Origin of the sequence: Microcoleus sp. B4-C2, from assembly GCF_036705265.1 — a bacterium.
Taxonomy (GTDB): Bacteria; Cyanobacteriota; Cyanobacteriia; order Cyanobacteriales; family Microcoleaceae; genus Microcoleus.
The window spans coordinates 16,711-30,940 of the sequence record NZ_JAUBUB010000042.1; the positions used below are offsets into that span (position 1 = coordinate 16,711).

The window sequence follows — 14,230 nt, forward strand, 5'->3', positions numbered from 1 at the left end:
ATCTAAAATCTAAAATCGACTGACTCGCCCTCGATGGGGTAGGACGCGCCATGCTCCCGCACCACACCGGTGGGGGAACGCGCACCCGAAAGACGGGAGTTATTAGCTAAAATAGGTTTAGCAATAATTTTTTTCAGCGCTACGGCTAATCATTCATAGGGGCAATTTGATGCAAGAACAGTTGATGGAAGCGATCGCACCTTACCGCAATCGCGTAGATTATCTAGAAGTTCGCCTCGAACAAAGCGAGTCAACTGCGATTAGTTTTCGCGGCCCTCAGTTAGATGCTGTCAACCGCAGTTTTAGTCTCGCCGGCGGCATCCGCGCCTGTCACAAAGGTGGCTGGAGTTTTGTAACTTTTAACGGTTTAGATGAATTAAAAGACCGCATTGAAGAAGCTGTAGTGCAATCTCGTTTGGTTGGTAGTGAAAAAACTCTACTAGCAGATGTCACCCCGATTCAAGATTATGTAGCGGTGGAATTGGGCCGCGATCCGCGCTCTATTACTCTAGCCGAAAAGCGGAAATTGCTCGAATCTTACAATCAGTTGCTGTTAGATCATGACCCGCGAATTCAGACGACAATGGCAGGTTACAGCGACAGATTTGGGATTACTTATTTTGTGAATTCTCAAGGGACTTGCATCGCTCAAGAGCGCTTGGACGTGACCGGACGTTTCGGAGCGATCGCCCGCGGCGAGGGCGGTGTCGTCCGCCAAGGGTTTGAGTCGATTCACTCGCGATCGGATTACGATGTCTTGACAAATATTGAAGATCGTGTTAAGAGTGCTGCCGTTCGAGCTGTAGGCCAATTAGAGGCAAAATCGGTGAAAGGTGGTCAGTATCCGGTGATTTTAGACCCTTATTTGTCGGGGGTTTTTATTCACGAAGCTTTCGGGCATTTGTCGGAAGCAGACGGCATTTACGAAAACCCGAAAATGCAGGAATTGTTGACTTTGGGCAAGCCTGTGGCGATCGAACAATTGAATGTAATTGACGACGCAACTGTGCCGGGATTACCGGGAACTTTAAAATATGACGACGAAGGCGTGCCGGCTCAGTGCAAGCATTTAATTAAAAATGGAGTTTTAGCCGCTCGAATGCACAATCGCGAGACTGCGGGCAAAATGGGCGAAAGTCCGACGGGAAATGCCCGGGCTCTGAGTGCTACTTTTATGCCTTTGGTGCGGATGACTAATACTGCGATCGAGTCTGGCGAACATTCCTTTGACGAAATGGTTGCCGACATTGACGAAGGAGTTTATGCAGTGCGGATGTTGGGAGGACAAACCAACGGCGAAATGTTTACCTTTGCGGCGGCTCAAGGGTTTATGATTCGCGACGGCAAATTAGCCGAACCCGTGAGCGATGTCACCTTAAGCGGCAATGTATTTCAGACTTTAAAAGATATTGAGTCGATAGGAAATGACTCGGTTTATGCCTACGGCGGTTGCGGTAAAGGTGGCCAGAGTGGCTTGCCGGTAAGTGTCGGCGGCCCCCATTTGCGGATTAAAAATGTTGTAGTCGGAGGAAGGTAATCATTAGTCATTAGTCATTAGTAATTAGTTCAAAACTTACGCAATTGGCACATGGTGAAGGCGTGCTCGCGCCCTCACGCCTCACCTTAACCAGTGCGGGACACGGACAAGTTGACAAAGGACTTAAATCTGGTATTTACTTTCACTCCCGCTGAGTGCGATGTCGCAGGCTACCGCTACCAAAGGTGTAAATTTCCGCACATCAATTCGCACAACGAATAAGCTAGACTTGTACGGGTTTCGCGTTCTTTTAGCCAATTTTATTCCCCTTAACTCGCCTTCATCTCTACCCGCTCGCTCTGCCTAATGGGAATCTCAACCACAAATTATGCACCCGGTTCTGTTGGCTGTGATAAACACTTCAAATCTCCGCCGCGCTTCTCCACCAAAATCTGATAGGTAATCAAATAATCCCAAACCAGTGTCTTGACCCGCAGGTTCAGTTGTAAAGAAAGGACTAAATAGATGGGTTCTTAGGATCGCGAATTAAATAACTTACAATTTTAATTGTTATTGTGGGATGGGCGTCCCGCCCGTCGTTTTTGGACGGGCGGCACGCCCATCCCACAAACTTGTGGAAGTTATTTAATTCTCATTCCTTACCTCCCTTGTTATTCCCAGCCCATTGTCTTTCACACCGACTCTTACCCCATCCTAATTCAGCATAGAAGTACAAATCGTAATCGTACTATGGTCATTTTTAATTTGCTCCGAGGTGCGTTTTTGGTCATAGCAATTCAAGGCATGAATCGCATAGCTCAGCAAATTCATAAATACCTGATTCAACTTACCGACATAACATTCTATTTTTGGCAAATCTCTTGGGGACGAGGCGCACTCTACAGATAGAGTTTGTGCGTGCAGGAGTGTTCCCTCTTTCTTCTTCCTTCTCAATAAAAAATCCCGGTTTCTTTAAGAAACCGGGATTTTTCCTACCAACTAAGAGAGGAGTCAAAACTTCACAGGTAGCGGTTGCCGGAATTCTGCATTTCTCGCACAACCCTCTAAACCAAACTACGGCAAATTCTAGTTCCAGCTTCTTTAAAGCTGTCTCATTTCCTCTTCAAGCACCCGAACCAAATCTTGATTGCCACTGGATCTCGCTACTTCTATGCGGTGCATCAGTTGCTTGTGAATGTTAGCGCGGTGGGTTTCTGCTACTTTTTTTACGTTTTGACGATTTGTGTTCATGGTGGACGTTCCTTATATTAAATTTGGTGTACCTGCTACTTCTCTAATATAGCGCTAAATTCCAAAAAGTATCTAAATTTACAAAAAATTTACAGTTGTTGACCGATCGACCAAACTCCTGTATAAGATTGGTCATAAGTCAATAGCGATATCTTGACAATCAGAAGTCATTAGTCATTAGTCAGTAGTCATTAGTCATTAGGCTGATGCCCGATGCCCGATGCCCGATGCCCGATGCCCAACATTTACATTTAGTCAAGCGGTGCGCGGTACGCACTCAACATTTAGTCAAAACTAAAAACTTGCTTCAGCGCCTCTACCAACTGCTGAAGGTGTGCGAGCTCGTGAGTTGCCATCAGCGAAATCCGAATTCGACTCACGCTGACAGTCGGAGGCCGAATCGCTGGAGCAAAAATACCCATTTCCTTGAGTTTGCTGCCGACTGTTAAAGCGGAGGCTGCATCTTTTAACGGAAGAGTGAAAATTGGGGAGAGGGAATTACTAATTGGTAATTGGTAATTGGTAATCGCGCAATATTTGAAAGTTTCGATATTTTGTCGCAACCGAACTCGGCGTTCTGGTTCTTGCTGTACAATCCTCACAGCTTCTAAAGCAGCCGCCGCGTCAGCAGGCGTCAATGCTGTAGTATAAATCCAACTCGCAGCTCGATTACGCAGAAAATCAATTAAAGCAGCAGAGCCCGCAACGTAACCACCTAAACTTCCCAAAGCTTTGCTGAGTGTCCCCACTTGAATCAGTGGTGTTCCCGTACACCCGAAATGTTCTGCACAACCGGCACCGCTAGCACCGAAAACTCCCGTAGCATGAGCTTCATCTACTAATACCATGCAGTTAAAGGTTTCGGCCACAGCCAACAACTGTGGTAGCGGACACAAGTCCCCATCCATGCTAAAGACGCTATCGGTAATAATTAAACACTTGCGATACCTTGCGCGATTTTGCTCTAGCTTGGCTTTTAAATCCTCAAGATTGCAGTGACTGTACTCTAGGGCTGTTGCACCGCTGAGTGTGGCTCCGTTTTTCAGGCTCGAATGGTTGTACTTGTCAGATAATATCAAATCGCGCTTGCCGACAACGGATGCGATCGCCCCTAGATTCGCCAAATATCCCGAACTGAATACTAAAGCATCTTCAGTTTGTTTTAAATTAGCAATAGCTTGTTCTAACTGTCGGTGCAAATCGCGGTGTCCGCTGACCAACCTCGAACCCGTCGCACCCGTACCAAATTCCTTAGTTGCAGCTATAGCAGCTTCAATTAACCTGTCATCGCCCGCAAGTCCCAGATAATCGTTGCTGGCAAAGTTAATCAGGCTGTGGCCTGCTAACTTTACCACAGGCCCAGGGGAACTTTCGATCGATTCTGGCGATCTATACCAATTGGCACGGCGAACTGTGTCCAGGGCCTTCTCTATCCAAGCGTAAGGGTCTGTGTTCATATTGGAAAGCGATCGGGTAATACGTTATATTAGCTGGTGATCAGTTCCTCCCTATCACAGAAGCATATGCCACTCACTAAAAAATACAGATTAGTCACCCGCAGCGATTTTGACGGTCTAGTCTGTGCAGTTTTGCTCAAAGAACTCGATATGATCGACGAGATTAAATTCGTGCATCCTAAAGATATGCAGGATGGGAAAATCGAAATAACAAATAACGATATTAGCACCAATTTACCCTATGTTGAGGGAGTTCATCTAGCTTTCGATCACCATTTCAGCGAAACTCTTAGACACGAGAAAATCAAAATCAACCACATCATCGATCCCTATGCAGCTTCTGCAGCTAGGGTACTGTACAAATATTATGGAGGTGCAGCAAAGTTTCCTGATATTTCTGAGGCAATGATGGCAGCAGTTGACAAATCAGATTCCGCTCAATTTGCCCAAGAAGAGGTTCTGCATCCGCAAGAATGGGTGCTGTTAAACTTCATAATGGACGCACGAACCGGGTTGGGAAGGTTTAAAGAGTTTACCGTTTCCAATTATCAGTTAATGATGCAGTTAATCGATTACTGCAAATATCATACTATCGATGAAATATTGCAGCTTCCTGATGTAAAAGAAAGAGTAGACCTCTACTTCGAGCAAGAAGAAAAATTTAAAGAGCAAATACAGCGATGCGCCCAAGTTTATAATAATTTAGTTGTTTTGGATTTGCGTAACGAAGATGTGATTTATGCGGGAAATCGTTTTGTAATTTATGCTTTGTTCCCTCAGTGCAATATATCGATTCACGTACTTTGGGGACTGAAACAACAAAATACTGTTTTCGCAGTTGGCAAGTCAATCTTTAACAAAACTTCTAAAACTAATATTGGGGAGTTAATGTTGAGGTATGGCGGCGGTGGACACCAGAATGCCGGAACTTGTCAGATTGAGAACGATAAAGCTAGTCAAGTTTTGAAACAGTTAATTGCCCAGATAGAGCAAAATGGTTAATTTGGCTTTATCTTTTTTGCAGTCAGGACTTGAGTCTTTGATTATTTATTTTAATTTTCAGCACTAAAGTCCTTACTACAAACAGGGATTTTTAGGACTGAAGTCCTTACTGCCAACGAGAGTTTATTCCTCAAGGTTTTGATCTGGCGGGTTCTGAACATTGAGATTTTCTGAACTTTTGCCTTTGACTGGTGGCAAATGGTCTACCAAACCCATATCAAAAGCGATATCCGGCAACTCATCAGCGTTATATTTTCCTGGCTCAAACAATCGGCCGGGAGTAAAACAAGGCTGTTTTAATCGTACCACTTCCCCGGGTGAAAACATTCCCCTAAACATTTTGCGTTCGAGTCCCATAATTTCTGCTCTTAAAACAACTTTCGCATTAATCCTAGCAATTTTTGAGCAGCAGCTTCCCAATTAAATAAATCTGCCGTCTCTTTAGCTTTTTGAGCTACCTGAAAACGCATCGGGTCTTCAACAATTTTTCGCAACTGTTCGCGAACCGACTGAACATTTGGCTCGGCCCAATGAGGAGCATTTCTGATTTTTAGATACTCAGTATCGTAACACTTTCCCACGGGAATTAGATCGTAAGCAATGGGATAGCAGTTATCAGCATTGGCGTACTCAGTCGGGCCGCCGTACATAGTCATAGCAACGGGCAAACCTGCTGCAAAGGCATCCAAAATTTTAATCGCAAAACCCTCGCCGCGAAACGGTGCTAAAAAAGCATCTGCTGACAAGTATAAATCAGCTAGTTCTGCTTTAGTACAAAATTTAGGCTTTACCTGAACTTTTGACTTGAACTTGCCGAATTGTTTTTCGATATTTACGAGGTGTTCCACTATAACATCAGGATTTTTGCCACCATCTTTGATAATTAACTCTACGTTAGAATCATCTTTAAACTCTTCACAAAAAGCTTGAATTGCCAGATCCGTGCCAAATCTATACCAATCAAAAGAATTGGTCATGTGCAGAATATACTTTACATCTTTTTGGGTTTTTTGCGGTCTGGGCAAATAGAGTTGCGAGATTAAAGGATTGAAACCTAGAGGCATGACTGATACGTTAGCCGGCGGACATCCAGCTTTTATTAAAACGTTTTTAGAATATTGGCTGACGGCTAGTTTGTGAGATGAAGTGTTAACAGCATCGTAAATCCAGTAATCATAATCATCATGGTTTTTGGCGAATTCGTAATTGATAGCAAAAAGTTCTAAGTTGAGATGTCCGTTGAGTTCTTTTAAAAAATAAGGTTTCCAATAATGAGACCATTTGATCTGAAATAAATCTGAGGGTGTGGTGTTCATCCACTTCTCTAGCAGGTCGTTTTCTTCTGCTGTGGAATGGCGGCTGAGATGAGAGGCTATTGTTGAAGGTTCGACCGAAATAGGAATTCCCATTTGGTCTAAAGTTTTGGCCAGGGATAGGGTAATGTCGGTGAAGGAGTTAAAGTGTTGAAAGGCAACGTTAAAGTGAACCATATTTATGGGTTATTAGTGCAGGGCGATCGCATCTAATTTGGTATAAATTGTACTTGACAAATGACATAAAATGCACCTGCCAGAGGCAGGGCTGCGGTGGAGACGGGATGGGCCACCAACAAGTAGTTAAACTGGGAATGGACTCCCGGCAGGTATCTCTCACTGAGGCAGATGGAAAAAGGCTGCCGTGAAATCTATCGGCAACGGAACATTGTTGAACGTGCTATCAAGCGACTCAAGCAATGGAGTCGGAGCGCTATTCGATATGAGAAGCTGCCTGCCAATTATACAGCCACGATCGCGATCGCCTGCATTCTGTTGTGGTTATAGTTTGAAAACACGCCCTAGGCAAGAGTACGTGATGGAGATAAATCAACTAGGTGGAACCCCAGCGAGCGTGCTTAGCTGCCTATCAGCATCACACTCAATTTTCATTCCTTAGTTTACGAGCTGCGCTTGAAAGATGCTGTCAAATGTTTAAAAAATTTCCCTCACCATTATACCTTAATTAAGATGCGATTCCCCTGTAATATCTCGGAATATTTTTTTATTCTTTATCTTCTGGGAGCCTTCAAATTGGCCAAATATTCTAAAAAACTGGCATTTAATATATTCACCGAAGCCAATGAATCTGTTTGTTTTGGTTGGTGATTTAAAGTTTGAGTAAAACCTTTTGCCATTGATAGCACCCATAAACTTACAATAACTACATTGAAATTTATTCGGATTTAACTGTAGGATATTTTGGGTTCAAATTAAGATGGGTTTACCCTGGAGCGTAAAGCCAGGATTAGGCAGCAGTTAAATCGGTCTGCCTATCCTACTTTACTTTTGTGGCATTTTCGTAAGTTGTCACCAATGGGAAGACCCTGGTAAGGAAGATTTGGAGGCAGAGCCTCCAAATTGTTTTCTCCTTTGAATCGATGCTGTGCCTCCTCCAAAGGTCTTCCCAGGCAGAGCCTGGGGACGATTGAAATAGTCATTGGTCAGGCGTTAATTGTTACTAACTAATAACTAATAACTAATTAGCACTTTTTTACAGCTTCTGGAACACTGCGAACATCGGCAGATACATCGACAGCAAAATTGAACCTACGATACCACCGACGACCACAATCATCAGAGGTTCTAGCATACTGGTAAGTCCTTTTACTGCTTCTTCCACTTCCGTTTCGTAGAAAGCGCCAACTTTCATCAGCATCTTGTCAAGTTCCCCTGTTTCCTCGCCAATTGCCATCATTTGGATGGCCAAAGACGGAAAAACAGCTTGTTCTTGCAAAGCAATACTGATCATGCCGCCGCCTTGAATTTCCTGTCTCGCATATTCGATCGCATTAGATATCGCCTGATTTCCCGCCACATCTCGCACAATTTCCAAAGAATTGAGAATCGGCACGCCCGATCGCGTCAGCGACCCAAATATCACGCAAAACCTAGCCACCGCAGATTTTTCGATCAAATCGCCAAACACCGGCAATTTCATCGCAATTCTATCAATTTGTAGGCGACCTATGGGAGTTTTGTAGTACATATCGAAGGCAATTTTTAGCGCTATAATTACCCCAATAACTGTCACCTGTTGAATCGGAGGCCAAGCGGTACAAAATGAACTAATTGCCAACATCATCACCGTAAAAGCCGGCAAATCTGCACCAATATCCTTAAAGATTTTAGCGAAAGTTGGTAGCAAGAATATGGTCATTGCGAAAAAAATCACGATCGCGATGGAAAGCACCGTCTTCGGATAAGACATAGCCGAATTAATTTCGGATTCCGTCTTGTGATTTTTTTCCATCATCACCGCCAGACGGTCTAGGGTTTCATCTAGCACCCCCCCGACTTCTCCCGCCGCCACCATACTGATAAACAGTTGGTCAAACACATCAGGAAACTTAGCCATCGCCTCTGCCAAGTTTATCCCCTCCTGAACGTCAGCATTCATGCTTCTGAGCGCTCGCTTCAGCTTAGCATTAGAACACTGCTCGTGCAGCACGGAAAGGCATCGAACGATCGCCACCCCTGCATTAAACATAGCCGCAAACTGACGAGCAAAAATAGCCATATCCTTAACAGTAAGGCTGGTAAGGTTATATTCAATTTGCTCCTGAATCTTACTGAAATCAAAGCCACCTTTCGGTTTTTGGCGGATAACGTTGGTAGCCACAGCTCACCTCTGAAAATTTATTAAAAGTTATGACTCATCAGTCATCAGTCATTAATTCAGCCTGCGAACTCCTGACTAATGACTGCTGACGGAACTAATGAGCTTTTACCGGGGCGCTACCAACCGGTGCCGGGCCGATCAAGCGTTCGAGTTCGTCCGCCTTAGAAGCCTTGGCCATTGCCGATTCCCAAGTGACTTTACCGCTCTTGTAAAGTTCAGCGAGGGCCATTTCCATCGTCCTCATACCCAATTTTGCCCCCATTTGGATTTGAGAGTAAATCATCGGAGTTTTGCCCTCCCGGATCAAGTTAGCCATAGCTGGAGTATTTACCATGATTTCCATAGCGCAGCAGCGGCCGCCCCCAACTTTTATTACCAAATTTTGGCTGCAAATTCCCACCAAAGAGTTAGACACCTGGGCGCGAACTTGGGGTTGTTGAATGGGCGGGAACACGTCCAAAATCCGATCGATCGTTGCAGCCGCCGAATTAGTGTGCAGCGTTCCCATCACCATGTGACCCGTTTCTGCAGCCGAAATTGCCAGACCGATCGTTTCCAAATCCCGCATTTCCCCCACGAGAATTACATCAGGATCTTCGCGCAAAGCAGCTTTCAGAGCATTAGCAAAGCTCTTAGTATCTTCGCCCTTTTGGCGCTGGTGAAACAAACTCTTGACATTGGGAAACACATATTCGATCGGGTCTTCAACGGTTAGAATGTGTTCCGCCCGCGTCCGGTTGACCAGATCCAACAAAGCCGCCATCGTAGTAGTTTTCCCGGAACCCGTTTGTCCCGTCACCAACAGCATACCCCTGGGTCTTTCCGTCAGATCCCGCAAAATCTGTGGCACGCCTAAAGCATCTGCGTTCGGAATCTTAGAAGCCAGAGCCCGCATGCAAGCAGCCCAAGAACCCCGTTCCCGGTACACATTTACCCGAAACCGAGCCAATCCCCGAACGCCGTAAGCGCAGTCGAGTTCCCACTCCATTTCCAACTGCTTGCGCTGCATATTGTTGAGCATTTGGAAAATTAGGATCTGCACTTCCTCAGCAGACAGAATGTCACCGTATTGAGTCTGAGGAGTTAGTTTCCCGCTGACTCGGAAGAATATAGGCGCGCCCGCTTGGATGTGTATGTCCGAACCCCCTTGCTCTACCAGGGACTCCAGTACGTCTTCAATCATCAGACCCATAGATACCTCTCCTCGATCGAATTGATATGATAGTTATTGACCAATCTAGCTCAGTTAAGAGTCAACAGTTAATAGTCAACAGTTAACTGCTGAATCAATCCAAAAAGCGCGGAGTCAAACAGTACGGACAATCCAGCATCTCCGGCTTCAATTCCGCCTGACAAGTCTTGCAGGTAAGTCCCTGCTTGCGTTTGGCTTTCATTTCAGCCTCCAGCCCAGAGTCTGTAAACGTCACCCGCTCGACTTCTTCAAAGGTAGTCGCGCCTTCCCGCACCAACTGCAAGCTGTAAGCAAGCAGCGTTTTCATCCCTTCTTCTACTGCTGCTTCCTTAATTTGCTCTGTGGGAGCTCCTTGAGTGATCAGAGTTTGAAGCCGCTCAGTATTTTTCAGGAACTCGTAAACCCCTACCCGTCCTTTGTAGCCTAGGCCGCCACACTTCCGACAAAGTTGCTCGTTGTCTGCGAGTTCCTTCCTTTCCTCCACGGGTATAGTGTTGGCTCTGTAAACAGTTAGATCAATTTCTTGAGAAGCCGACAGACCGTACTTGCCGAGTTCTGCAGCAGTAGGCTGGTAAGGAATGCAGCATTTGTCGCAAACGCGCCGCATCAGACGTTGAGCCAACACGCCCAACAGAGCGGCCGAAACCATGAACGGTTCTACGCCCATTTCGGCCAAACGCGCCACTGCCCCGGCCGCGTCGTTCGTGTGCAGCGTCGTCAGCACCAAGTGTCCCGTCAAAGCAGCTTCCAGAGCAGTTTTTGCCGTTTCCTTGTCCCGCGTTTCCCCCACCAGCATCACGTCAGGGTCTTGCCGCAAAAAAGCCCGCAGAATGTTGGAAAAAGTCAAGTCTTTTTCCCGAATTACTTGACATTGGGTAATTCCTGGCAAAGCATATTCGATCGGGTCTTCCGCCGTACTGATATTAACCCCCGGATCGTTCCGTTCCGCCAGAATCGAGTACAGAGTAGTTGACTTGCCCGAACCCGTCGGCCCCGTCACCAAAATCAGTCCGAACGGACGGCTAGCACTCTCTCGCACTAAAGCCAGAGTTTCTTCGTCGGAGATTAACAAACCCAAACCCAACTGAGTGCTGGAACTGTCCAAAATCCGCAGCACGATTTTTTCACCGTACCGGGAAGGCAAGCTGTTGACCCGGAAATCCACCGTGCGTCCCTCAAACACCCGGCGGATGCGCCCGTCTTGAGCTTGTCGGCGTTCGGCAATATCCAGGTTGGCAATAATCTTGAAACGAGCGGTAATCGATTGGACTACCTGCTTGGGAAACCGGAAATACTCTTGCAGCACTCCGTCTTTCCGCATCCGAATCCGCATGAACTCTTCTTGAGGTTCTACGTGGATGTCAGACACCTTTTCCGACAAAGCTTTCGCCAAAATGATATTGACGGCCTTAATTACGGGAGCCGCCTCAGCATCATCCAAGGTGTTAGCGAGGTCTTCTTGGTCGGTGCTCTCCTCTTCTAGCGAGAGCTCGCCAAAATCTCCCTCCCCTAAATCCATCTTTCTCTGCTTTTCGATTTCAGCTTTTTTAGCTTCCCTCTTAACTTGTTCGTCTTGATAAGCAGAAGTAATGTCCTGGTAGTCGTCCGGCGTAATCACTCGCCGCTGCAAAGCCAAGCCGTGAGGCTGTAAAATCCGCCGCAAATCTTCTATGGCGTTGAGGTTGTCGGGATCTACCATTGCCACTAAAACCGCCGCAGGCTCAGTTTCCGTCTTCGCTACGGGTAAAAACCGACCTTGGTGACAAATGTCGATCGAAATCTTCAACGCATCGAGCATAACTCCGAGTTGCTCGTTAGACATTTCGCTCATCTCCGGGTCAAATGCTTCAACGCCGTAGACTATCTTCCGTTCAAACATCTGCTGCTTCTTGTAAAGTCGCAGCAATTCTGGAGGCAACGGTTGCCCAGTAAGTGCTTCTAATACCTCCGTCAACCGCTTGCCGGAGTTCCGGCTATCAACTAGAGCTTGTTTTACTTGCTCGCCGTTGACGTAACCCGACTGAATCATCTTGGTGATAGCCGGAGTAAATTGACTCACAGAAACTAGGGATGTGGAGCGAAGCGGGGATGTGCTAGTCATAAAAAACACTCAATAGGTGGGAAACTCAGTCACAAAAAGTGCTGAGAGGAAAACCAACGTGGGGTTTTAACCCCCGTATTCTTTGCTTATGGATCAGCTATCATTTTCTGGCTCAATCCCTATCTCTCAAGTTTAAGCTCGCAGTCCCCTCTAAGCTGCGTCCACAAATTGACGAGATGTTGGAGGGATTTGCGGGTGCTTGCAATCAAATCTTGTTCGTTGAGTGCTAAGTTGCTTATTTACCTGATTAACTTGCGGGATACTCTCGTTATAGCGTCAGGGCACATCACTTGGGGGTTCCCCGTACCGGGAGAGAAAAGCGGGGCGGGGTGTGTGCCCCTCCCAGACTAATTCTATTTTCCCAAATTGTTTGCTCAAATTACAGCGCCCGTGGTGGCGCGGTTAGCTTTACTAAATTAAATATGAGCTATGTTCTGTGATGATAGCTTTTACGAAAGCCTCGATCGCCCTTTTGAAATATATTTTGATTAATTATCTGCGATCGGTCACTGCCCGATCGTCGGCTGCATGAGCCCCCTGGGCCAATTTTGAGCAACTCTAGTTTTGGGTCAGTAAATATTACTTTGATTATACCCTGGTTTCCGAACCTTTGTGATCTAAGTTTTACGGTTCAGAAATGTTGGAAAGATGCCCATTAGATATCCATATTATCTACAGATGAGTATCGTCGCCATACCCGCTAATATCTATCATTTGAATGGCAAAAATTCCAGACTTCAAGAAACTTCGGCGTTATTGACTCTGAAAAACCACGCCCCCAATTCGCATCAAGATTAAAAACCTAGTGTCTGAGTTACACAAGCACACAGCTAACTATTTAGTTCCTCAATACAAATTTCTTTTTCTCCCCACTTGGCAAACTCAGCAAATGGTAAAAAATGGCAGCGTCAGCTTGCGACTAAAACAGCCTGATCGATGATAACTTTAAGTTTCTATCCTTTTAAGTAAACCTTGAAACATCAAGCCTCCTAATTGGGAAATATTGTAGTAGACTTAACCGCAAAATATACTTATAAAAATTGTTGTAAATGCGATCGCTTTAATTAAAAATGAGGAACCAACAAACCTTGGGTTTGCCCCATTAATGCCATAAATTATACCTCAATATTTAAACGGGGCTTTGAATATTTTATGGAAAGCTTTGAGCAATGTCTCCCGATCGGGCGAGACTTCCTCTTTTCACATTGTGCCATACACAGTAAATTCGAGTCCTCTAGATTTACCGGGTTAACTGTATCTGCTAGAATTGATAGGGTTCTGTCGCGCAGCTTTTATGATTGACGAGGAAAAACAGCAAGATCAAGATCCTAACTCAACTGGGGAAACCACCCCAGAGGGTTCGCCAATGGCAAGCGAAAATCCGGCGGCATCAGGAAACTCGAACGAATCGGCGGATTGGGAACTCGAACTTGCTCGAGCTTATCAAAGTGCTCAGGGCGATCGCACCCCAGCAAACGCATCGGGGCCTACCGTCACCGGCAGTTCAACCAACAGTCCGACTGCAGACGCGGCGGAGCCTTGGAAGAATGAACTGGCCCAGGCCAACGATGAAAAAGAGGCTTTAAAAACTCAGTTGCAAGCCACATCCGCTCAACTAGAAGAACTGAAAAATCAAAATCTCCGCCTAGCAGCAGATTTTGAGAACTTCCGCAGGCGTACCCAAAAGGAAAAAGAAGAGCTAGATTTACAGGCAAGGTGTCTCACGATTAAACCCCTGTTGCCGGTAATTGACAATTTCGAGCGCGCTCGATCGCACATCAAGCCGCAAACCGATGGCGAAATGAACATTCACAAAAGCTACCAAAGCGTTTACAAGCAAATGGTAGACGGCCTCAAGCAAATCGGGGTTTCTCCGATGCGGCCCGAAGGCGAACAGTTTGACCCCAACCTCCACGAAGCTCTGCTGAGCGAGCCAACTGACGAACACGAGGAAGGAACAATTATCCAAGAACTAGAACGCGGCTACATTCTGGGCGATCGCGTCTTGCGGCACGCCAAAGTGAAAGTTGCAGCGGCTGGGCTATCTGTGGTAGCCTCAGATGAAAATCCCGATAGTTCGGAAGGTTAAGCGGGAT

12 protein-coding genes are annotated in these 14,230 nt (G+C 45.9%); 5 read left to right on the forward strand and 7 right to left on the reverse strand.

Going from position 1 to position 14,230, the window contains the following annotated elements:
• Nucleotides 1–169: 169 nt before the first annotated feature.
• Together QUB20_RS14235 and QUB20_RS14240 are read left to right on the forward strand one after the other, a co-directional pair.
• Nucleotides 170–1,537, forward strand: a complete 1,368-nt coding sequence (locus QUB20_RS14235; RefSeq protein ID WP_333057730.1) for a TldD/PmbA family protein — start codon at nucleotides 170–172, stop codon at nucleotides 1,535–1,537.
• 690 nt (nucleotides 1,538–2,227) lie between these two features.
• Nucleotides 2,228–2,386: a hypothetical protein gene (locus tag QUB20_RS14240; protein ID WP_333212558.1), complete on the forward strand. Its 159-nt coding sequence runs from the start codon at nucleotides 2,228–2,230 to the stop codon at nucleotides 2,384–2,386.
• Nucleotides 2,387–2,578: 192 nt separating this feature from the next.
• On the opposite strand, the gene pirA is transcribed toward QUB20_RS14240, so the two are convergent.
• Together pirA and bioF are read right to left on the reverse strand one after the other, a co-directional pair.
• Nucleotides 2,579–2,728 (reverse strand): arginine synthesis PII-interacting regulator PirA, encoded by a 150-nt coding sequence (gene pirA, locus QUB20_RS14245; RefSeq protein ID WP_172185012.1) that lies wholly within the window; start codon nucleotides 2,726–2,728, stop codon nucleotides 2,579–2,581.
• A 284-nt stretch (nucleotides 2,729–3,012) separates the two neighbouring features.
• Nucleotides 3,013–4,185, reverse strand: a complete 1,173-nt coding sequence (gene bioF / locus QUB20_RS14250) for an 8-amino-7-oxononanoate synthase (RefSeq protein WP_333248833.1) — start codon at nucleotides 4,183–4,185, stop codon at nucleotides 3,013–3,015.
• 66 nt (nucleotides 4,186–4,251) lie between these two features.
• Here bioF and QUB20_RS14255 point away from each other — a divergent pair, with 66 nt between their 5' ends.
• The gene (locus QUB20_RS14255; RefSeq protein ID WP_333246335.1) at nucleotides 4,252–5,187 is read left to right on the forward strand and encodes an exopolyphosphatase; all 936 of its coding nucleotides are present in this window, start codon (nucleotides 4,252–4,254) and stop codon (nucleotides 5,185–5,187) included.
• A 123-nt stretch (nucleotides 5,188–5,310) separates the two neighbouring features.
• On the opposite strand, the gene QUB20_RS14260 is transcribed toward QUB20_RS14255, so the two are convergent.
• Together QUB20_RS14260 and QUB20_RS14265 are read right to left on the reverse strand one after the other, a co-directional pair.
• Nucleotides 5,311–5,544: a hypothetical protein gene (locus QUB20_RS14260; RefSeq protein ID WP_333056036.1), complete on the reverse strand. Its 234-nt coding sequence runs from the start codon at nucleotides 5,542–5,544 to the stop codon at nucleotides 5,311–5,313.
• Nucleotides 5,545–5,555: 11 nt separating this feature from the next.
• Nucleotides 5,556–6,677 carry a glycosyltransferase family 4 protein gene (locus QUB20_RS14265; RefSeq protein WP_333246337.1) on the reverse strand — a complete coding sequence of 374 codons (1,122 nt, stop codon included), beginning with the start codon at nucleotides 6,675–6,677 and terminating at the stop codon, nucleotides 5,556–5,558.
• A 171-nt stretch (nucleotides 6,678–6,848) separates the two neighbouring features.
• On the opposite strand from QUB20_RS14265, the gene QUB20_RS28710 reads away from it, so the two are divergent.
• Nucleotides 6,849–7,007 carry a transposase gene (locus QUB20_RS28710; RefSeq protein WP_445243020.1) on the forward strand — a complete coding sequence of 53 codons (159 nt, stop codon included), beginning with the start codon at nucleotides 6,849–6,851 and terminating at the stop codon, nucleotides 7,005–7,007.
• Nucleotides 7,008–7,713: 706 nt separating this feature from the next.
• Here the strand turns inward: QUB20_RS28710 and QUB20_RS14270 are convergent.
• From QUB20_RS14270 to QUB20_RS14280, 3 genes are all read right to left on the reverse strand, one after another.
• Complete coding sequence (locus QUB20_RS14270; RefSeq protein WP_333056038.1) at nucleotides 7,714–8,841, reverse strand: type II secretion system F family protein; 1,128 nt, start codon at nucleotides 8,839–8,841, stop codon at nucleotides 7,714–7,716.
• Nucleotides 8,842–8,935: 94 nt separating this feature from the next.
• Nucleotides 8,936–10,033, reverse strand: coding sequence for a type IV pilus twitching motility protein PilT (locus QUB20_RS14275; RefSeq protein ID WP_333246704.1), 1,098 nt, complete (start codon nucleotides 10,031–10,033; stop codon nucleotides 8,936–8,938).
• Between the two features lie 94 nt (nucleotides 10,034–10,127).
• Nucleotides 10,128–12,134 carry a GspE/PulE family protein gene (locus QUB20_RS14280; protein WP_333248836.1) on the reverse strand — a complete coding sequence of 669 codons (2,007 nt, stop codon included), beginning with the start codon at nucleotides 12,132–12,134 and terminating at the stop codon, nucleotides 10,128–10,130.
• A 1,294-nt stretch (nucleotides 12,135–13,428) separates the two neighbouring features.
• Here QUB20_RS14280 and grpE point away from each other — a divergent pair.
• Nucleotides 13,429–14,223, forward strand: a complete 795-nt coding sequence (gene grpE / locus QUB20_RS14285; RefSeq protein WP_333248838.1) for a nucleotide exchange factor GrpE — start codon at nucleotides 13,429–13,431, stop codon at nucleotides 14,221–14,223.
• Nucleotides 14,224–14,230 lie beyond the last annotated feature (7 nt).

Excerpts from the sequence above, each read along its gene's own strand:
- QUB20_RS14275 (WP_333246704.1), bottom strand. The coding sequence starts at position 10,033 with ATGGGTCTGATGATTGAAGACGTACTGGAGTCCCTGGTAGAGCAAGGG.
- grpE (WP_333248838.1), top strand. The coding sequence starts at position 13,429 with ATGATTGACGAGGAAAAACAGCAAGATCAAGATCCTAACTCAACTGGG.
- QUB20_RS14255 (WP_333246335.1), top strand. The coding sequence starts at position 4,252 with ATGCCACTCACTAAAAAATACAGATTAGTCACCCGCAGCGATTTTGAC.
- QUB20_RS14265 (WP_333246337.1), bottom strand. The coding sequence starts at position 6,677 with ATGGTTCACTTTAACGTTGCCTTTCAACACTTTAACTCCTTCACCGAC.
- bioF (WP_333248833.1), bottom strand. The coding sequence starts at position 4,185 with ATGAACACAGACCCTTACGCTTGGATAGAGAAGGCCCTGGACACAGTT.
- QUB20_RS14240 (WP_333212558.1), top strand. The coding sequence starts at position 2,228 with ATGGTCATTTTTAATTTGCTCCGAGGTGCGTTTTTGGTCATAGCAATT.
- pirA (WP_172185012.1), bottom strand. The coding sequence starts at position 2,728 with ATGAACACAAATCGTCAAAACGTAAAAAAAGTAGCAGAAACCCACCGC.
- QUB20_RS14280 (WP_333248836.1), bottom strand. The coding sequence starts at position 12,134 with ATGACTAGCACATCCCCGCTTCGCTCCACATCCCTAGTTTCTGTGAGT.
- QUB20_RS14260 (WP_333056036.1), bottom strand. The coding sequence starts at position 5,544 with ATGGGACTCGAACGCAAAATGTTTAGGGGAATGTTTTCACCCGGGGAA.
- QUB20_RS14235 (WP_333057730.1), top strand. The coding sequence starts at position 170 with ATGCAAGAACAGTTGATGGAAGCGATCGCACCTTACCGCAATCGCGTA.
- QUB20_RS28710 (WP_445243020.1), top strand. The coding sequence starts at position 6,849 with ATGGAAAAAGGCTGCCGTGAAATCTATCGGCAACGGAACATTGTTGAA.